Here is an 18,386-nt window from a genome sequence, read left to right as displayed (position 1 = left end):
TGCAGGGGACCGCCCCATGCACGATCCGAACGGTTGCATGGTGATATACAGAACGGCTGCTCGCAGGGCAGCGGCGCGACATCGGCACCCCAGGAGAACGCCATGGCAGGCAAAGCACCCGAGTCGGACCCGGTACAGGACGCACCTGAGGTCAGCGGCCCCAAGCACTCGGCCGTCGGCCTGCCCGCCATCACCAACGCCCTGCGCGTCTCCCGGCAGCAGATGGGCGTGAAGCGTACGGCGCTGACGCTGCTGCGCGTCAACCAGAAGGAAGGCTTCGACTGCCCCGGCTGCGCCTGGCCCGACCCGGACCACCGGCATGCCGCGGAGTTCTGCGAGAACGGCGCCAAGGCCGTCGCCGAGGAAGCCACCCTGCGGCGCGTCACACCCGACTTCTTCACCTCCCACTCCGTCGCCGACCTCGCGAAGCGCAGCGGTTACTGGCTCGGCCAGCAGGGCCGCCTCACCACACCCATGTACCTCGCCGAGGGCGCCGACCACTACTCCCCCGTGTCCTGGGAGCGGGCCTTCGACATCATCGCCGAGGAGCTGACCGACCTCGCCTCCCCCGACGAGGCCGTCTTCTACACCTCCGGCCGTACGAGCAACGAAGCCGCGTTCCTGTACCAACTCTTCGCCCGCGAGTTCGGCACGAACAACCTCCCCGACTGCTCGAACATGTGCCACGAGTCCTCCGGCTCGGCCCTCACCGAGACCATCGGCATAGGCAAGGGCAGCGTCTCCCTGGAGGATCTCCACAAGGCCGACCTGATCATCGTCGCCGGCCAGAACCCGGGCACGAACCACCCCCGCCAGCTCAGCGCCCTGGAGAAGGCCAAGGCCAACGGCGCGAAGATCATCACGGTCAATCCGCTGCCCGAAGCCGGCCTGGAGCGCTTCAAGAACCCCCAGACCCCGCGCGGCCTGGCCGGTGGCGGCACCGCCCTCACCGACCTCTTCCTCCAGATCCGCCTCGGCGGTGACCAGGCGCTCTTCCGCGCGCTGAACCACCTGCTCCTCACGACCGACGGCGCGCTCGATGAGGACTTCATCCGCGAGCACACGTACGGCTTCGAGGAGTTCGCGGCCGTCGCGCGCGACAAGCTGGACTGGGACGAGACCCTGCGGGCCACGGGCCTGACGCGTGCCGAGATCGACCGCGCGCTCGGCATGGTCCTCGCCTCGAAGCGCACGATCGTGTGCTGGGCGATGGGCCTCACCCAGCACAAGCACTCCGTCCCCACCATCCGCGAGGTCGTCAACTTCCTGCTGCTGCGCGGCAACGTCGGCCGGCCCGGCGCCGGCGTCTGCCCCGTACGCGGCCACAGCAACGTCCAGGGTGACCGCACCATGGGCATCTTCGAACGCCCCGCGCCCGCCTTCCTGGACGCCCTGGAGAAAGAGTTCGGCTTCGCTCCGCCCCGAGAGCACGGCTATGACGTCGTACGCGCCATCCGGGCGCTCCGCGACGGCCAGGCCAAGGTCTTCTTCGCCATGGGTGGCAACTTCGTCTCCGCCACCCCCGACACCGAGGTCACCGAGGCGGCCATGCGCCGGGCGAGCCTCACCGTCCATGTCTCCACCAAGCTCAACCGCTCGCACGTCATCACCGGCGCCCGTGCGCTGATCCTGCCGACCCTCGGGCGCACGGAGAAGGACGTCCAGGACAGCGGCGAGCAGTTCGTCACCGTCGAGGACTCCATGGGCATGGTGCACGCCTCCCGCGGCCGCCTGGCGCCCGCGAGCCCGCATCTGCTCTCCGAGCCCGCCATCGTCTGTCGCCTCGCCCGCCGGGTGCTCGGCGAGACCAGCCGCATACCGTGGGAGGAGTTCGCGCACGACTACGCCGCGATCCGTGACCGCATCGCGCGCGTCGTCCCCGGCTTCGAGGACTTCAACGCCCGCGTCGCGAACCCGGCCGGCTTCGCCCTGCCGCACGCCCCACGCGATGACCGCCGCTTCCCGACCGCCACCGGCAAGGCCAACTTCACCGCCGCTCCGGTGGAGTATCCCGACGCCCCCGAAGGCCGGCTGCTCCTGCAGACGCTGCGCTCGCACGACCAGTACAACACCACGATCTACGGCCTGGACGACCGCTACCGCGGCATCAAGAACGGCCGCCGCGTGGTCCTGGTGCACCCCGAGGACGCCCGCGCACTCGGCCTCGCCGACGGCGCGTACACCGACCTCGTCAGCGAGTGGATCGACGGCAGCGAACGCCGCGCGCCCGGCTTCCGCGTCGTCCACTACCCCACCGCGCGCGGCTGTGCCGCCGCCTACTACCCGGAGACCAACGTCCTGGTCCCCCTCGACCACACGGCCGACACCAGCAACACCCCCGCCTCGAAGTCGGTGGTGGTGAGGCTGGAGCCGACGACGGTCTGATCGATCGAGCGCCCTCCTTGCATCGCCGCGGGCTCCCATGGCCCCGAGGGCCGTGGAGCCGCGGCGTCCACCCGCCCCACCGCTGTGCGGTCCTGTCACCCGCACCCCCGCAGTGACGAGCCGCACAACGGTCCGGGCCCCGAACTGAGCGCTCGCTCAGTAGCCTGAGGGCGGCACGACGCCCGCCTCGGCCCGGCCCGCGGCCCCCGCCGCCGGCCCGTACGCGTACGGCCACGACACCCCGCACACCACGACGCACAGCGATCACGACGAGCAGCGATCACGACGAGCAGCGCAAGCGAACGGAGCCGTACGCGATGGGCGAGCAGACCACGACCACGTTCCCCCAGGAAGTTCTCGACCAGTGGGCCGGCCAGGGCCTGGACCTGCCGGCCCTGTTCTCCGCCGGCCACCTCGGCACGCGGATGAGCGTGCAGGTCGTGGAGGCCTCCCCGGAGCGCGTCGTCGGCACCATGCCCGTCGAAGGCAACACCCAGCCGTACGGCCTGCTGCACGGCGGTGCCTCCGCCGTGCTCGCCGAGACCCTCGGCTCGGTCGGCGCCATGCTGCACGGCGGCCCCGGCAAGCTGGCCGTCGGCGTCGACCTGAACTGCACCCATCACCGCGGCGTACGCACCGGCCTGGTCACCGGCGTCGCCACCCCCGTACACCGCGGCCGCTCCACCGCCACGTACGAGATCGCCATCACCGACGAGCAGGGCAAGCGCGTCTGCAGCGCGCGGCTGACCTGCCTGCTGCGCGACAGCGAGTCCCCGGCGCAGCCCTCCTGACCTGGCGCGACCACGTCACACCCGCGGCCCCGCTCCGGACGCTCCGGAGCGGGGCCGCGGTGTGTTCCGCCCCCGCAAGCCCCGTCCGCGGGCCTTTCCGCTCCGTCCCGTTCCCCTCGCGCTCCCCCACAGACGAACGTTCCATCCGCCCGTATCCCTAACGCTGTGTAACACACACGCACTTTGCCTACGCCACGCCTCCCCGGGCCTCCGGAGCGCCGCTTCCGCACTGCCCTCCGCACCGCATTGCGGACGCCCCGGGGGCACCTCCCGGCAAACTCCCTCGTGAAAGTGCGAGTTGACGCTCCGCCTGCCGTACACACCCCAGCGGTAAGGACCAATCACGCGAAACGCTCATCGAAGGTCATAACAAGAGCGTCACATCCTCGTCGGCGCCGCTACCCCCGCCGATGGGGCAGCTCTACCATCACCGCCAGTCACCGCGCCGCCGGGCGCGCTGTACCAGCACGGCCTGTATCACCCCGTACAGCCCGGCGCGCGAACGGTCACGCAGTGGCGTGACCGAGCCAGGGGAAAGGACTGATCGTGCGTCACCGTTCCTTGCTGATACTCACCACCGCGGTAGCCGCCGGCGCCCTCACGCTCTCCGCGTGCGGCTCCCGCGGCGAAGACAAGAGCGGCGACGGGTCCAAGGCCACCGTCGTCATCGGCCTCGACGCCCCGCTCACCGGCGAACTCTCCGCACTGGGCCAGGGCATCAAGAACTCCGCCGACCTCGCCGTGAAGAACGCCAACAAACAGAACGAGGTCGAAGGCATCACCTTCGAACTGCGGCCCCTCGACGACAAGGCACTGCCCAACGCAGGCCAGCAGAATGCCACCAAACTGGCCGGCGACAAGGAAGTACTCGGCATCGTCGGCCCGCTGAACTCCGGCGTCGCCCAGTCGATGCAGCAGGTCGCCCAGTCCAACGGCGTCACCCTCATCTCCCCTGCCAACACCACGCCCGACCTCACCCAGGGCAAGAACTGGAAAAAGAACGACCGCAAGCGGCAGTTCTCCACCTACTTCCGCACCGCCACCACCGACGAGGTCCAGGGCGCGTTCGACGGCCAGTACGCCTACGAAAAGATGAAGGCCAAGACCGCCTACGTCATCGACGACCAGAAGACCTACGGCGTCGGCCTCGCCTCCTCCTTCAAAGACCAGTTCACCGAGCTCGGCGGCAAGATCGTCGGCACCGAACACGTCAGCCCCGACGACCGCGACTTCAAGGCCGTCGTCGCCAAGGCCAAGGGCGCAAATCCCGACCTCGTCTTCTACGGCGGCGAATACCCCGCCTCCGGACCGCTCAGCCAGCAGCTCAAGGACGGCGGCGTCGACGTACCCCTCATGGGCGGCGACGGCATGTACAGCGGCGACTACATCGAACTCAACAAGAAGGCACAGGGCGACTACGCCTCCTCCGTCGGCAAGCCCGTCGAGCAGCTGGCCTCCGCCAAGAAGTTCATCGCCGACTACAAGGACGCCGGATACAAGGACGCCTACGAGGCCTACGGCGGCTCCACCTACGACGCCACCTGGGCCATCGTCCAGGCCGTCAAGCAGGTCGTCCAGGACAACAACGGCAAGCTCCCCGACGACGCCCGCAAGAAGGTCGTCGACGCCATGAACAAGGTCTCCTTCGACGGCGTCACCGGCAAGGTCTCCTTCGACAAGTACGGCGACACCACCAACACCATGATCACGGCCTACCAGGTCGACAACAAGAAGTGGGCAGCCCGCTTCAGCGCCGAGTTCAAGAAGTTCGACAAGAGCTGACCGGCACCACCTCTGCCCCCCTCACCGGGCCGCGCCAGCAGGACACCGAGCCCCTGGCGCGGCCCGCGGCACACCGCACACCCCCCGCATGCACGGCCCACCGGTACCTTCCCACCCCACGGAGGCCCTGCGGTGAACGAACTGCCGCAACAGCTGGCCAACGGACTCATCCTCGGCGCGATGTACGGACTCATCGCGATCGGCTACACGATGGTCTACGGCATCGTCCAGCTCATCAACTTCGCACACGGCGAGATCTTCATGGTCGGCGGCTTCGGTGCGCTCACCGTCTACCTCGCCCTCCCCTCCGGCCTGCCCCTCATGGCAGCCCTCCCCCTCATGCTCATCGGCGGCATCCTCGTCTCCGTACTCGTCGGCGTCGCCGCCGAACGCTTCGCCTACCGCCCCCTGCGCGGCGCACCCCGCCTCGCCCCCCTCATCACCGCCATCGGCCTGTCCATCGCACTCCAGCAAGCCGTCTGGAAGTGGTACCCCGACGCCAAGAAAGCCCGCGTCTTCCCGCAGTTCAAAGGCGACGCCTTCGACGTCCTGGGCGCCACCGTCCAACGCGGCGACCTCTTCGTCCTCATCGCCGCCCCGCTCTGCATGCTCGCCCTCGGCTACTTCGTCTCCCGGACCCGCAGCGGCCGCGCCATGCAGGCCACCGCACAGGACCGCGACACCGCCGCGCTCATGGGCATCAACACCGACCGCATCATCGTCCTCGCCTTCGCCATCGGCGCTGCCTTCGCCGGCGTCGCCGCCGTCGCCTACGGACTGCGCACCGGCGAAGTCCAGTTCCGCATGGGCTTCATCATGGGCCTGAAAGCCTTCACCGCGGCCGTACTCGGCGGCATCGGCAACATCTACGGCGCCATGCTCGGCGGCGTCGTCCTCGGCGTCGCCGAAGCCCTCGCCACCGCCTACGTCGAAGACATCCCCGGCATGGCCCAATTCGGCGGCGGAGCCTGGAAAGACGTCTGGGCCTTCGTCCTCCTCATCCTCGTACTCCTCCTGCGGCCACAGGGCCTACTGGGCGAACGCGTCGCGGATCGGGCGTGATAGCGATGACCACCACTCCCCTCACCAAGACCCCCGCCACGGACACACCGCCCAAGGGCCTCCTCCCCCTCCCCGCACTCACCGCCCGCATCATCACCGCCGCCGGCGCCCTCCTCACCGCCGCCTCCACCGGCCTCTCCTGGACCTGGAGCAGCGAATTCCCCGGCGACCTCACCTACTACGGCTCCCCGGCCGGACTCCAGCTCATCACCCTCGTCGGAGCCCTCCTCACCCTCGCCTTCGCCCTCTCCGGCCTCGGCCTCCGCGGCCTCACCGTGCTCACCCCCGGTGGCCGCAACGCACCCGTCCTCTTCGCCGCACTCGCCACCTTCGCCGCCACCTGGTTCACCCTCGGCGCCATCGCCGTACAACTCGGCGGCCTGATCAACCTCGAACCCGGCGGCTTCATCGCCGGCGCCACCGCACTGCTCACCCTCGCCGGCGCCCTCGGCCTCCCGGCCGACCGCACCCCCTCCACACCCCCGCACGGCCCCTGGCAACGCTTCACCAACAGCTGCGCCGCCGTACCCACCCCCAGGCCCGCCAAACAGCTCCCCTCCTGGGCCGAGCTCCTCCTCATCGTCGTGGCCTTCGGTATCGGGCTGTTCGCCTTCACCTACGGCATCGACGCCGAGGACGGGCCCCCCTTCGTCGGCTACCTCCTCTTCGTCGCCCTCGCCGTCCCCGCAGTCCAACGCGCCGGCCTCATCGACCGCCTCACCGCGCTCACCCGCCGGCACCGCGGCGTCGCACTCGCCGCCGCCTTCCTCGCCGCGGCCGCCTTCCCCTTCACCCAGGACACCGACGAGTACACGATCATCGGCGCCAACATCCTGATCTTCGCGACCGTCGCCCTCGGCCTGAACGTCGTCGTCGGCCTCGCCGGCCTGCTCGACCTCGGCTACGTCGCCTTCCTCGGCGTCGGCGCCTACGCCGCAGCCCTCGTCTCCGGCTCCCCCGACTCCGCCCTCGGCATCCAACTCCCCTTCTGGGCAGCCCTTCTCACCGGAGCCGCCGCAGCCCTCGTCTTCGGCGTCCTCATCGGCGCCCCCACCCTGCGACTGCGCGGCGACTACCTCGCCATCGTCACCCTCGGCTTCGGTGAGATCTTCCGCATCGCCATGCTCAACCTCAACGACACCACCGGACCCGACGTCACCAACGGCGCCATGGGCATCCCCAACGTCCCCAACCTGGAAATCCTCGGCTTCAACTTCGGCGAACCCCACACCATCCTCGGCGTGCCCATCGCCACCTACGGCAACTACTACCTCCTCATGATCCTCGTGACGGCCTTCGTCGTCCTCGTCTTCCGCCGCGCCGCCGCCTCCCGCATCGGCCGCGCCTGGATCGCCATCCGCGAGGACGAAACCGCCGCCATCGCCATGGGCATCAACTCCTTCCGCCTTCGCCTGCTCGCCTTCGCACTCGGCGCCGCCCTCGCCGGACTCGCCGGAACCGTCCATGCACACGTAGTAACGACCGTCACACCCGAGCAGTTCCAGTTCGCCGGACCGCAACCGCCCAACTCCGCCTTCCTCCTCGCCGCCGTCATCCTCGGCGGCATGGGCACCCTCAGCGGCCCCCTCGTCGGCGCGGCACTCCTCTTCCTCATCCCCGCCAAGCTGGACTTTCTCCAGGATTACCAGCTGTTCCTCTTCGGCCTCGCGCTCGTCCTCCTCATGCGCTTCCGCCCCGAAGGACTCATCCCCGACCGCCGCAAGCAGCTCGAATTCCACGAGACCGGCCAACTCGACGTACCCGACGTACCCGAACAGCGCCTGAGCGACGACACCACCGGCGCCACCAAGGCAGGGGCGTGAGGACACCATGACCACACCCACCACCGTCACAAAGAGCAACGGCGCCGTCCTCGAAGCCGCCGGCGTCACCATGCGGTTCGGCGGCCTCACCGCCGTACGCGCCGTCGACCTCACCGTCTCCCCCGGCGAAATCGTCGGCCTCATCGGCCCCAACGGCGCCGGCAAAACCACCTTCTTCAACTGCCTCACCGGCCTCTACACCCCCACCGAAGGCACCGTCCGCTACAAGGGCACCCGTCTCTCCCCCAAACCCCACCTCGTCACCCAGGCCGGCGTCGCCCGCACCTTCCAGAACATCCGCCTCTTCGCCAACATGACCGTCCTGGAGAACGTCCTCGTCGGCCGCCACACCCGCACCAAAGAAGGCCTCTGGTCAGCACTCCTCCGAGGCCCCGGCTTCAAAAAAGCCGAACGCGGCAGCGAAGCCCGCGCCATCGAACTCCTCGAATTCACCGGGCTCGCCGCCAAACGCGACCACCTCGCCCGCAACCTCCCCTACGGCGAACAACGCAAGCTCGAAATCGCCCGCGCCCTCGCCAGCGAACCCGGCCTCCTCCTCCTGGACGAACCCACCGCCGGCATGAACCCCCAAGAGACCCGCGCCACCCAGGACCTCGTCCTCGCCATCCGCGACCAGGGCACCGCCGTCCTCGTCATCGAGCACGACATGCGCTTCATCTTCAACCTCTGCGACCGCGTCGCCGTCCTCGTGCAGGGCGAGAAACTCATCGAAGGCACCGCCGACGTCGTCCAGGCCGATGAACGCGTCGTCGCCGCCTACCTCGGCACTCCCTTCGAAGGTGCCCCCGGCGCGGAAGAAGCCGCCGAGGTCGACGCGGCCGAAGCGCAGGCAGTCGGCACCCGAACGACCGGTACGCAGGCGGTCGATACGCAGGCAGCCGGTACGGGCACGGTCGGTACGCAGGCAGCCGAAACGCAACCACCCGGTACGCACCCGGACGGTACGCAAGCAGCCGGCACTCAGGCTGCCGGTACTCAGGCTGCCGACGAGACCCGACCGGCACCGGACCACGCGCCCGACGAGGACGCCCCGAACGGAGACGCGCGATGACCGCCCTGCTCGAAGTCGAGAACCTCCGCGTCGCCTACGGCAAGATCGAAGCCGTCAAAGGCATCTCCTTCACCGTGCAGGCAGGCCAGGTCGTCACCCTCATCGGCACCAACGGCGCCGGCAAGACCACCACCCTCCGCACCCTCTCCGGCCTCCTCAAGCCACTCGCCGGAAAGATCACCTTCGACGGCCAGGTCCTCAACGGCACCGGACCACACAAGATCGTCGAACGCGGCCTCGCCCACTCCCCCGAAGGCCGCCGCCTCTTCCCCCGCCTCACCATCGCCGAAAACCTCCAGCTCGGCGCCTTCCTCCGCAAAGACAGCACCGCTATCGAACGCGACATCCAGCGGATCTACGAGCTCTTCCCCATCCTCGGAGAACGCCGCAAACAAGCCTCCGGCACCCTCTCCGGCGGCGAACAACAAATGCTCGCCATGGGCCGCGCCCTGATGTCCCGCCCCAAACTCCTCATGCTCGACGAACCCTCCATGGGCCTCTCCCCGATCATGATGCAGAAGATCATGGAGACCATCACCGAGCTGCGCTCCCAGGGCACGACGATCCTCCTCGTCGAACAGAACGCCCAGGCCGCGCTCTCCCTCGCCGATCACGGCCACGTCATGGAGATCGGCAGGATCGTTCTCTCCGGCACCGGCCGCGACCTCCTCCATGACGAGTCCGTCCGCAAGGCATACCTGGGCGAGGACTGACCGGCGCACTGCCGCCCTTACGTATGCGGCGAGGGCCGCACCACGATGGTGGTGCGGCCCTCGCCGCATACGTGTACCTCCTGCCGCTCCGCCGGAACCGCCGTGCGCGATCCCCGAAGCGGACGGCTACTCGGAGGGCTTGTCCTTCTCCTTCTGCTTCTTCTCCTCGGCGTCCTCGATGACCGCCTCGGCGACCTGCTGCATCGACAGCCGCCGGTCCATCGACGTCTTCTGGATCCACCGGAACGCCGCGGGCTCGGTCAGCCCGTACTGCGTCTGCAGGATGCTCTTCGCCCGGTCCACGAGCTTGCGGGTCTCCAGTCGCTGGGTGAGGTCCGCGACCTCGTTCTCCAGCGTCCGCAGCTCCGTGAAGCGGCTCACAGCCATCTCGATCGCCGGCACGACGTCGCTCTTGGAGAACGGCTTGACCAGGTACGCCATGGCGCCGGCGTCCCGCGCCCGCTCGACCAGCTCGCGCTGGGAGAACGCGGTCAGCATCAGTACGGGGGCGATGCTCTCCTCGGCGATCTGCTCGGCCGCGGAGATCCCGTCGAGGACGGGCATCTTCACGTCGAGGATCACCAGGTCGGGGCGGTGCTCGCGGGCCAGCTCCACGGCCTTCGCGCCGTCCCCGGCCTCACCCACGACCGTGTAGCCCTCCTCCTCCAGCATCTCTTTGAGATCCAGGCGGATGAGCGCCTCGTCCTCGGCAATGACGACGCGGGTGGTCTGCGGCGGGACGTGCGACTGCTCGTCGGCGACGGGCTGCTCGGGCTCGGCGGCGCTCACGTGACTCCTCGTTCCAGTCAGGGTGGTGCCATTGCAGCCTACCTAGCGACAAGCTGCGGCACGTACACGGTAGGGTGTCTGATGCTGCCCGCCCGGTTGGTGGAACTGGTCAGACACGCGGCTCTCAAACAGCCGTGCCTTAGGGCATGTGGGTTCGAATCCCACACCGGGCACCCTTAACGCACGAAGCGGACGATCACCTTCGCGTGAATCTCCGAGAAGTCACTCCATGAGCTGCACGCATCACGCACAGTGATCATATGACGCAGCATGACCCTGCTGTACGGCACAAGCCACTCTCGCTCCTCCGCTCCGGCCACCGGAACGCTGACGTCGCCCGCGAGCTGAACGTCCCGCTGGGGACCATCGGCTACTGGCTGCACGTCGATCGCGACAAGCGCAACGCATGCCCAGGGCGTCCTCTACCGAGATGTCCACGCTGCGACAGCTCTGCCCTCGATGAGAGCGCGTATGCGTACCTACTCGGCCTGTACCTCGGCGATGGCCACATCATCCAGTACTCCCAGCACCGCGCGCCCAGTCTCATGATCACCTGCGCCGAAAGCTGGCCGGGCCTGATGGACGCGTGTGAGACGGCGATGCGCGCCGTGCTCCCCGACAATTCCGTGTGCCGCGTCCGCAGGACCGGCTGCCGCAACGTCAAGGTCTACTCAAAGCACCTCTGGTGCCTCTTCCCGCAACACGGCCCCGGCAAGAAGCACGAGCGGCGCATCGTCCTCGAAACCTGGCAGCAGGAGATCGTCGACGCACATCCCTGGGATCTCATCCGAGGGCTGATCCACTCCGACGGTTGCCGGATCACCAACTGGACGACGCGAACGGTCGCCGGGGAACGGAAGCGTTACGAGTATCCGCGGTACCTCTTCACCAACAAGTCCGACGACATCCGGAAGCTGTACACGGACACGCTGAGCGAGGTCGGTGTCCAGTGGTCGGTTCTCGCGCGCGGCTCCGACCCGTTCAACGTCTCCGTGGCCCGACGGGCGTCCGTAGCGCTCATGGACGCCCACGTCGGGCCGAAGTATTAGGCGCCTACGCGCCGTACCCCTACTTCGGGGAGTCGTCCTCGCCGATGTGGTGGACTCGGACCAGGTTCGTGGAGCCGGGGACGCCGGGGGGCGAGCCGGCGGTGATGATCACGACGTCACCGGGCCGGCAGCGGCCGATGCGCAGGAGCTGCTCGTCGACCTGGGCGACCATCTCGTCCGTGGAGTCGACCGTCGGGCCGAGGAAGGTCTCGACTCCCCAGGTGAGGTTGAGCTGGGAGCGGGTGGCCGGCTCCGGCGTGAAGGCGAGGAGCGGGATCGGCGAGCGGTAGCGGGAGAGTCGGCGGACCGTGTCACCGGACTGCGTGAAGGCCACGAGGAACTTCGCGCCCAGGAAGTCGCCCATCTCGGCGGCGGCGCGGGCGACGGCGCCGCCCTGGGTGCGGGGCTTGCTGGTCTCGGTGAGCGGGCGCAGGCCCTTGGCGAGGATGTCTTCCTCGGCGGCCTCGACGATGCGGCTCATCGTGCGGACGGTCTCGGTGGGGTACTTGCCGACGGAGGTCTCGCCGGAGAGCATCACCGCGTCCGTGCCGTCGATGACGGCGTTGGCGACGTCGGAGGCCTCGGCGCGGGTGGGCCGGGAGTTGTCGATCATCGAGTCGAGCATCTGTGTGGCGACGATGACCGGCTTGGCGTTGCGTCGGGCCAGCTTGACCGCGCGCTTCTGAACGATCGGGACCGTTTCGAGTGGCATTTCGACGCCGAGGTCTCCGCGGGCGACCATGATGCCGTCGAATGCGGCGACGATGTCGTCGATGTTGTCGACCGCCTGCGGCTTCTCGACCTTGGCGATGACGGGGAGGAAGCGGCCTTCCTCGCGCATGATGCGGTGGACGTCCTCGATGTCGCGGCCGCTGCGTACGAAGGACAGGGCGATGACGTCGGCGCCGGTGCGCAGTGCCCAGCGGAGGTCGTCCTGGTCCTTCTCGGAGAGGGCGGGAACGGAGACGGCGACGCCGGGGAGGTTGAGGCCCTTGTGGTCGGAGACCATGCCGCCTTCGATGACCCGGGTGCGGACCTTGGGGCCGTCGACGCCGATGACTTCGAGGGTGACCTTGCCGTCGTCGACCAGGATGCGCTCGCCGGTGGTGACGTCGGCGGCGAGTCCTTCGTAGGTGGTGCCGCAGACGTGGCGGTCGCCTTCGGTGTCCGGTTCGACGGTGATGGTGAATTCGTCGTCGGTTTCGAGGAGGACGGGGCCTTCTCGGAAGCGGCCGAGGCGGATCTTCGGACCTTGAAGGTCGGCGAGTACGCCGACGCTGCGTCCGGTCTCGTCGGATGCCTTGCGGACCCGCTCGTAGCGCGCCTCGTGGTCGGCGTAGGTGCCGTGGCTGAGGTTGAAGCGGGCCACGTCCATTCCGGCTTCGACGAGGGCTTTGATCTGCTCGTACGAATCTGTGGCGGGTCCCAGGGTGCAGACGATCTTTGCTCGGCGCATGGGTCGACCCTATGACTTACCGACGGGTAGAGACCTGTGGAGAAGTGACTGCCCAACGGCGGTGCGGTGAAGGCCTCTTGACAAGTATTGCAATGTGCGAACGCCCGCTCCGATGAGCAGCATTCGAGCCTTGCACGTGCAGTCGTACGTACGTCCGCACGAGCCGGGATCCGTTCCCGTGGCCGGCTCGTGCCCCTGCGCGTACGCGTGTCGACGCGTGAGGTCTCAGAGCGTGGGGCGCGTCATCGTGAAGCGCGCATTGACGTGGGCGTAGACGGTCTGCTGTTGGGGTTCGAGGTCGAGCGCGGGGGCGGTCTCTTCGTGGGCGGTGCCTCCGTAGGCGGCGCGGGAGCGGAGCATGGGGCCGCCGGGGGCGGGGGCCTCGGCGCCGATGTCGGCGAGTTCCAGGAGGGCGTCGAGGCGGGCGCCGAGCGCTTCGGCGTATTCGCGGGCGCGCTGGACGGCTTCGCGTACGGCCTGTTGGCGGGCTTCGCGGTGGGCCGGCGAGTCGGGGCGCAGGTCCCACCAGGGGCCGGCGACGCGGGTGAGTTCGTGGTCGGCGAGGCGGGTGGCGAGTTCACCGAGTGCGCTGAAGTCGGTGAGGGTGGCGGTGAGGTGGACGTTGCCGTGGTAGGCGCGGACGCGTTCGCCGCGGCCTTTGTGGGTGAGTTGCGGGGTGACGGTGAAGGCGCCGGTGGCGAGCTTTTCGACGGCTTCGCCGTAGCTCTTGACCAGGTCGATGACCTCGCTGTTGCGGCGGGTGAGGTCCTGCAGGGCGGCGGCCCGGTCGGTGCCGCGGGCCTGGACGGTGATGCCGATGCGGGCGATCTCGGGGTCGACTTCGAGGCGCGCTTCGCCGCGTACGGCGACGCGCGGGGCGTCGGGGGTGCCGTACGGGAGGGTGTGCTCGGGCTGTTCGGCGGGGGTGAAGGGGGTGGGCGCGTCGGTCATGGGGTGGGGGCTCCTCGGGGTGGCGCGACGCGGTGGCGTTCCGGGTGGCCGGGGCCGCGTCTTCTCTGGGCAGGGCCTCGCACGACTTCCGGTGAGAGCCTCGCACGGTGGCCGGGGTTTGTCAGGCGAGTGCGGGAGTGGCGGGCGGCGTGGGGGTCATCTGATCGCAACCTGTGAGGGGTGTTGCGGGAGTTACGTCTGCGCCAGAATCTACGCGCGTTGTTCCGTTGCAGGTTCCGTTGTACGACCAACGGTGTCTCGTCGTACGACCAACGGTTCGCAGGGATGCGGACGGTCAAGGAGAGGTCATGCCGCTCGATCGCAGAACGTTTCTCGGAAGTTCCGTCGCCACGGGTGCCGCGGTGGCGCTGACGGGCGCGGGTGCGCCGGCCACCGCGGCGAGCACGCCGGCGGGCGCGCCGGTCGCCGCCGGTCACGGGCCGGGCCACGGTCATTCCGACAAGCGGTACGCGTTCACCGTGATGGGTACGACCGATCTGCACGGCAACGTCTTCAACTGGGATTACGCGACGGACGCGGAATTCGACGACGCGGCGCACAACGATGTCGGCCTGGCGAAGATTTCGACGCTGGTGAACGAGGTACGCGCCGAGAAGGGCCGCCGTAACACTCTCCTGATCGACGCGGGCGACACCATTCAGGGGACGCAATTGGCGTACTACTACGCCAAGGTGGATCCGATCACCGGTGCGGGCGGACCGGTGCATCCGATGGCGCAGGCCATGAACGCCATCGGTTACGACGCCGCGGCGCTCGGTAACCATGAGTTCAATTACGGTATCCCGGTGCTGCGGAAGTTCGAGGAGAACTGCGATTTTCCGCTGCTGGGTGCGAATGCGGTGGATGCGAAGTCGTTGCGTCCGGCGTTTCCGCCCTACGTCATCAAGCGGTTGCGCACCCCGCACGGCCGGGATGTGCGGGTGGGCATTCTGGGGCTGACGAATCCTGGCATCGCCATCTGGGACAAGGCGAACGTCCAGGGGAAGATGGCGTTTCCGGGGCTGGAGGAGCAGGCCGCGAAGTGGGTTCCCCGGTTGCGGGCGCAGGGTGCGGACGTGGTGATCGTCGCGGCGCATTCGGGGGCCAGCGGTACGTCGTCCTACGGTGACCAGCTGCCGTACGTGGAGAATGCGGCCGCGTTGGTGGCGCAGCAGGTGCCGGGTATCGACGCGATTCTCGTGGGGCATGCGCACACGGAGATCGCGGAGTACCGGGTGAAGAATGAGCGCACCGGTCGTGAGGTGGTGCTTTCGGAGCCGTTGAAGTGGGGGCAGCGGCTGACGTTGTTCGACGTCGAGCTGGTGTGGAAGCGCGGGCGTTGGGCGGTGGATGCGGTATCGGCGCGGGTGCTGAATTCCCATGCGGCGGCGGAGGACGAGCGGATTTCCGGGTTGCTGCGGGGCGCGCACGCGAAGGTGGTGCGCTATGTGAACCAGGTGATCGGGCGGTCCACCGCGCGGCTGTCGGCGGCGGAGGCGCCGTACAAGGACACTCCGGTGTTGGATTTCATCGCTTTCGTGCAGGCGGAGGTGGTACGGAAGGCACTGGCCGGTGGGGAGTACGCGGATCTGCCGGTGGTGTCGCAGGCGTCGTGTTTCTCGCGTACGGCGGAGGTGCCGGAGGGAGAGGTGACGATCCGCTCGATGGCGGCGTTGTATCCGTTCGACAACACGCTGGAGGCGCGGGTACTGACCGGCGCGCAGCTGAAGGACTACCTGGAGTTCTCGGCGCGGTATTACGTGCGGACGCCGGCGGGCGGTGAGGTGGATCCGTCGAAGCTGACGAATGCGGAGAACATCCCGGATTACAACTATGACGCGGTGAGCGGGGTGTCGTACGAGATCGATGTCGCGAAGCCGGCGGGGCAGCGGATCGGGAAGCTCCAGCTGAATGGTGAGCCGGTGGATCCGGCGGCCCGTTTCGTGCTGGCGGTGAACAATTACCGGGCGAGCGGCGGTGGGAATTTCCCGCATGTGGCGAAGGCGGAACAGGTATGGGCGACGTCGGACGAGATCCGGAACCTGATCATTGAATGGGTGAAGCAGTCGGGTTCGATCGATGCGTCGCGGTTCTCGTCAGTGGACTGGAAGCTGACGCGGGACAGCGTTCCGGTCTTCTGACGGGCGTGCGGTGGCGGGCGGTTGGTGGGTGAGCCGCCGTCCGCCTGACGTTTGCTGCGGGGTGCGGGGCTGTGGTGCCAGGCCGAAAGTGGTGAAGGCGGTGCGGTCGGGCAGGGGGTAGGGCGTGGTGCCGGTGAGATGGTTGAGGATGACGGCGCTGCGCCAGGCGGCGAGGCCGAGGTCGGGCGCGCCGACGCCGTGGCTGTGGCGTTCGGCGTTCTGTACGTAGACGGAGCCGGTGACGCGGGCATCGAGGTCGAGCCGGTGGTGGACGTCGATGCGGGGGCGGCCGGCGGTGTCGCGGCGTAGGTAGGGGGCGAGGGCGCCGGTGAGGGCGTCGAGGCTGCGTTCTCGGTAGCCGGTGGCGAGGACGACGGCGTCGGTGGTGAGGCGGCTGCGCGTCTGCTGGTGAGCGTGTTCCAGGTGGAGTTCGATGGTGTGGGCGCCGATGCGGCCTGCGGTGCGGACGGTGACGCCGGGGGTGAGGACGGCGTCGGGCCAGCCGCCGTCGACGGTGCGTTCGTAGAGCTCTTGGTGGATGGCGGCGATGGTGTCGTGGTCGATGCCTTTGTAGAGCTGCCATTGCTGGGGGACGAGGGCGTCGCGGGTGGCTTCGGGGAGGCCGTGGAAGTAGCGGGTGTGGTCGGGGGTGAACTGCTCCAGGCCGAGCTTGCTGTACTCCATGGGCGCGAAGGCGGGGGTGCGCGCCAGCCAGTGCAACCGTTCGTGGCCTGCGGGGCGGTTGCGGAGCAGGTCGAGGAAGACCTCTGCGCCGGACTGGCCGGAGCCGATGACGGTGATGTGGTCGGCGTTGAGCAGGCGTTCGCGGTGGTCGAGGTAGTCGGCGGAGTGGATGACGGGGAGGGCGGGGGCGTCGGCGAGCGGCTGGAGCGGTTCGGGGACGTGGGGTGCGGTGCCGATGCCGAGGGCGACGTTGCGGGCGTAGGTCCGGCCCAGTGCTTCGGCTTCGCCCTCGGCGTCGAGTTGGGTGTGGTCGATCTCGAAGACGGCGTGTTCGGCGTTCCAGCGGAGGCCGTCGATCTGGTGGCGGTAGTGCAGGCCGGGGAGGTTTTCGCTGACCCAGCGGCAGTAGGCGTCGTACTCGGCGCGGGGGGCGTGGAAGCGTTCGGCGAAGTAGAAGGGGAAGAGCCGTTCGCGGTGCCTGAGGTAGTTCAGGAAGCTCCAGGGGTTGGTGGGGTCGGCGAGGGTGACGAGGTCGGCGAGGAAGGGGACCTGGAGGGTGGCTCCTTCGATCATGAGGCCGGGGTGCCAGTGGAAGGCGGGGCGCTGGTCGTAGAAGGCGCAGGTGAGGCCGGTGAGGGGGTGGGCGAGGGCGGCGAGCGAGAGGTTGAAGGGGCCGATGCCGACGCCGACGAGGTCGAGGGGGGTGCGTGGGTCCGGGGCGGTGGCGGTGGTCATCGGGGGGTGTGGCCTTCCACTAGGTCGAGGAGGGTGTGCAGGTCGTCGGGGTGGGCGTGGGGGTTGAGGAGGGTGGCTTTGAGCCAGAGGCCGGTGGGGGTGGTGGCGCGGCCCAGTACGGCGCGGCCGTCGTGGAGGAGGCGGCGGCGGATGGTGGCGACGGTGGTGTCGTCGGCGCCGTGCGGGCGGAAGAGGACGGTGGTGAGGGTGGGGTGTGAGTGGAGTTCGAGGGTGGGGCGGGCTTCGATGAGGTCGGCGAGGGTGCGTGCGGCCTTCACGGTGCGGTCGACCAGGTCGGCGATGCCGCGGCGGCCGAGCGCCTTGAGGGTGACGGCGATCTTGAGGATGTCGGGGCGGCGGGTGGTGCGCAGGGAGCGGCCGAGGAGGTCGGGGAGGCCGGCTTCGGTGTCGTCGTCGGCGTTGAGGTAGTCGGCGCGGTGGTCGAGGGGGGTGAGGTCGTGGGTGTCGGGGACGGCGAGGAATCCGGCGGCCACCGGCTGCCAGCCCAGTTTGTGCAGGTCGAGGGTGACGGTGTGGGCGCGGTCGAGGCCGGTGAGCAGGTGGCGGTGGGCGTCGCTGAAGAGGAGCGGGCCGCCGTAGGCCGCGTCGATGTGGAAGCGGGCGTGGTGTGCGGCGGCGAGGTCGGCGAGGGCGGGCAGCGGGTCGATGGCTCCGGAGTCGGTGGTGCCGGCGGTGGCGACGGCGAGGAGGGGCCGGCCATCGAGGCGTTCCAGGGCGGCGGCTAGGTCGGCGGGGGCGAGCGTGCCGTCGGGTGTGGGGACGGTGACGGGGGCGGGGAGTCCGAGCAGCCAGGCGGCGCGGTGGATGCTGTGGTGGGCGTTGGCGCCGCAGACAACTTGCAGGGGTCCGGCGGGGGCGGTCGGCGGGACGTGGTGCGGGTGGGTGGTGGTGTGAGGGTGGGTGCAGATGTGGGGGCGGCCGGGGTGGTCGGG

General features: G+C 69.0%; 14 protein-coding genes and 1 tRNA gene. 10 read left to right on the top strand and 5 right to left on the bottom strand.

What is annotated here, in order from left to right; genetic code table 11:
* The first annotated feature begins 102 nt into the window (after nucleotides 1-102).
* From IF20_RS34875 to IF20_RS34845, 7 genes are all read left to right on the top strand, one after another.
* Nucleotides 103-2,385 carry an FdhF/YdeP family oxidoreductase gene (locus tag IF20_RS34875; protein ID WP_052869463.1) on the top strand — a complete coding sequence of 761 codons (2,283 nt, stop codon included), beginning with the start codon at nucleotides 103-105 and terminating at the stop codon, nucleotides 2,383-2,385.
* Nucleotides 2,386-2,702: 317 nt separating this feature from the next.
* Complete coding sequence (locus IF20_RS34870; protein ID WP_052869462.1) at nucleotides 2,703-3,176, top strand: PaaI family thioesterase; 474 nt, start codon at nucleotides 2,703-2,705, stop codon at nucleotides 3,174-3,176.
* A 561-nt stretch (nucleotides 3,177-3,737) separates the two neighbouring features.
* Entirely contained in the window at nucleotides 3,738-4,958 is a 1,221-nt protein-coding gene (locus IF20_RS34865; protein WP_052869507.1) for a branched-chain amino acid ABC transporter substrate-binding protein, read from the top strand.
* Between the two features lie 132 nt (nucleotides 4,959-5,090).
* A complete protein-coding gene (locus tag IF20_RS34860; RefSeq protein ID WP_052869461.1) occupies nucleotides 5,091-6,020 on the top strand; it encodes a branched-chain amino acid ABC transporter permease in 930 nt (309 codons plus the stop codon).
* Between the two features lie 5 nt (nucleotides 6,021-6,025).
* Nucleotides 6,026-7,843, top strand: coding sequence for a branched-chain amino acid ABC transporter permease (locus IF20_RS34855; RefSeq protein WP_052869460.1), 1,818 nt, complete (start codon nucleotides 6,026-6,028; stop codon nucleotides 7,841-7,843).
* Between the two features lie 7 nt (nucleotides 7,844-7,850).
* Nucleotides 7,851-8,915 (top strand): ABC transporter ATP-binding protein, encoded by a 1,065-nt coding sequence (locus IF20_RS34850; RefSeq protein WP_052869459.1) that lies wholly within the window; start codon nucleotides 7,851-7,853, stop codon nucleotides 8,913-8,915.
* Entirely contained in the window at nucleotides 8,912-9,628 is a 717-nt protein-coding gene (locus tag IF20_RS34845) for an ABC transporter ATP-binding protein (RefSeq protein ID WP_052869458.1), read from the top strand. Before IF20_RS34850 ends, IF20_RS34845 begins: the two co-directional genes overlap by 4 nt.
* 126 nt (nucleotides 9,629-9,754) lie before the next feature.
* Here the strand turns inward: IF20_RS34845 and IF20_RS34840 are convergent, their stop codons facing one another.
* Complete coding sequence (locus IF20_RS34840; protein ID WP_052869457.1) at nucleotides 9,755-10,417, bottom strand: ANTAR domain-containing response regulator; 663 nt, start codon at nucleotides 10,415-10,417, stop codon at nucleotides 9,755-9,757.
* Between the two features lie 90 nt (nucleotides 10,418-10,507).
* Between IF20_RS34840 and IF20_RS34835 the strand changes: the two genes are divergently transcribed.
* Nucleotides 10,508-10,590, top strand: a tRNA-Leu gene (locus tag IF20_RS34835).
* Between the two features lie 87 nt (nucleotides 10,591-10,677).
* On the top strand, nucleotides 10,678-11,466 hold the full coding sequence (locus tag IF20_RS34830) for a hypothetical protein (protein ID WP_052869456.1): 789 nt from the start codon (nucleotides 10,678-10,680) through the stop codon (nucleotides 11,464-11,466).
* 19 nt (nucleotides 11,467-11,485) lie between these two features.
* On the opposite strand, the gene pyk is transcribed toward IF20_RS34830, so the two are convergent.
* Nucleotides 11,486-12,922, bottom strand: a complete 1,437-nt coding sequence (pyk, locus tag IF20_RS34825) for a pyruvate kinase (RefSeq protein ID WP_052869455.1) — start codon at nucleotides 12,920-12,922, stop codon at nucleotides 11,486-11,488.
* Between the two features lie 225 nt (nucleotides 12,923-13,147).
* Nucleotides 13,148-13,873 (bottom strand): SIMPL domain-containing protein, encoded by a 726-nt coding sequence (locus IF20_RS34820; RefSeq protein WP_052869454.1) that lies wholly within the window; start codon nucleotides 13,871-13,873, stop codon nucleotides 13,148-13,150.
* 308 nt (nucleotides 13,874-14,181) lie between these two features.
* Here IF20_RS34820 and IF20_RS34815 point away from each other — a divergent pair, with 308 nt between their 5' ends.
* Nucleotides 14,182-16,014, top strand: coding sequence for a bifunctional metallophosphatase/5'-nucleotidase (locus IF20_RS34815; RefSeq protein ID WP_052869453.1), 1,833 nt, complete (start codon nucleotides 14,182-14,184; stop codon nucleotides 16,012-16,014).
* On the opposite strand, the gene IF20_RS34810 is transcribed toward IF20_RS34815, so the two are convergent.
* Together IF20_RS34810 and IF20_RS34805 are read right to left on the bottom strand one after the other, a co-directional pair.
* Complete coding sequence (locus IF20_RS34810) at nucleotides 15,970-17,433, bottom strand: lysine N(6)-hydroxylase/L-ornithine N(5)-oxygenase family protein (protein WP_110944842.1); 1,464 nt, start codon at nucleotides 17,431-17,433, stop codon at nucleotides 15,970-15,972. The genes IF20_RS34815 and IF20_RS34810 overlap by 45 nt on opposite strands.
* A partial coding sequence (locus IF20_RS34805) for a pyridoxal phosphate-dependent decarboxylase family protein (protein ID WP_234426961.1) occupies nucleotides 17,430-18,386 on the bottom strand: 957 nt, incomplete at its 5' end. The genes IF20_RS34805 and IF20_RS34810, both read right to left, overlap by 4 nt.

The sequence above is a fragment of the Streptomyces niger genome (assembly GCF_000718305.1).
Lineage (GTDB): Bacteria > Actinomycetota > Actinomycetes > Streptomycetales > Streptomycetaceae > Streptomyces > Streptomyces niger.
Note: the sequence above shows the minus strand (reverse complement) of the source record. Positions and strands in the feature narration are given on the sequence as shown.

Coding starts and splice junctions, on each gene's coding strand:
- IF20_RS34875 (WP_052869463.1), top strand. CDS start 103: ATGGCAGGCAAAGCACCCGAGTCGGACCCGGTACAGGACGCACCTGAG.
- IF20_RS34870 (WP_052869462.1), top strand. CDS start 2,703: ATGGGCGAGCAGACCACGACCACGTTCCCCCAGGAAGTTCTCGACCAG.
- IF20_RS34855 (WP_052869460.1), top strand. CDS start 6,026: ATGACCACCACTCCCCTCACCAAGACCCCCGCCACGGACACACCGCCC.
- IF20_RS34850 (WP_052869459.1), top strand. CDS start 7,851: ATGACCACACCCACCACCGTCACAAAGAGCAACGGCGCCGTCCTCGAA.
- IF20_RS34845 (WP_052869458.1), top strand. CDS start 8,912: ATGACCGCCCTGCTCGAAGTCGAGAACCTCCGCGTCGCCTACGGCAAG.
- IF20_RS34830 (WP_052869456.1), top strand. CDS start 10,678: ATGACGCAGCATGACCCTGCTGTACGGCACAAGCCACTCTCGCTCCTC.
- pyk (WP_052869455.1), bottom strand. CDS start 12,922: ATGCGCCGAGCAAAGATCGTCTGCACCCTGGGACCCGCCACAGATTCG.
- IF20_RS34820 (WP_052869454.1), bottom strand. CDS start 13,873: ATGACCGACGCGCCCACCCCCTTCACCCCCGCCGAACAGCCCGAGCAC.
- IF20_RS34815 (WP_052869453.1), top strand. CDS start 14,182: ATGCCGCTCGATCGCAGAACGTTTCTCGGAAGTTCCGTCGCCACGGGT.
- IF20_RS34810 (WP_110944842.1), bottom strand. CDS start 17,433: ATGACCACCGCCACCGCCCCGGACCCACGCACCCCCCTCGACCTCGTC.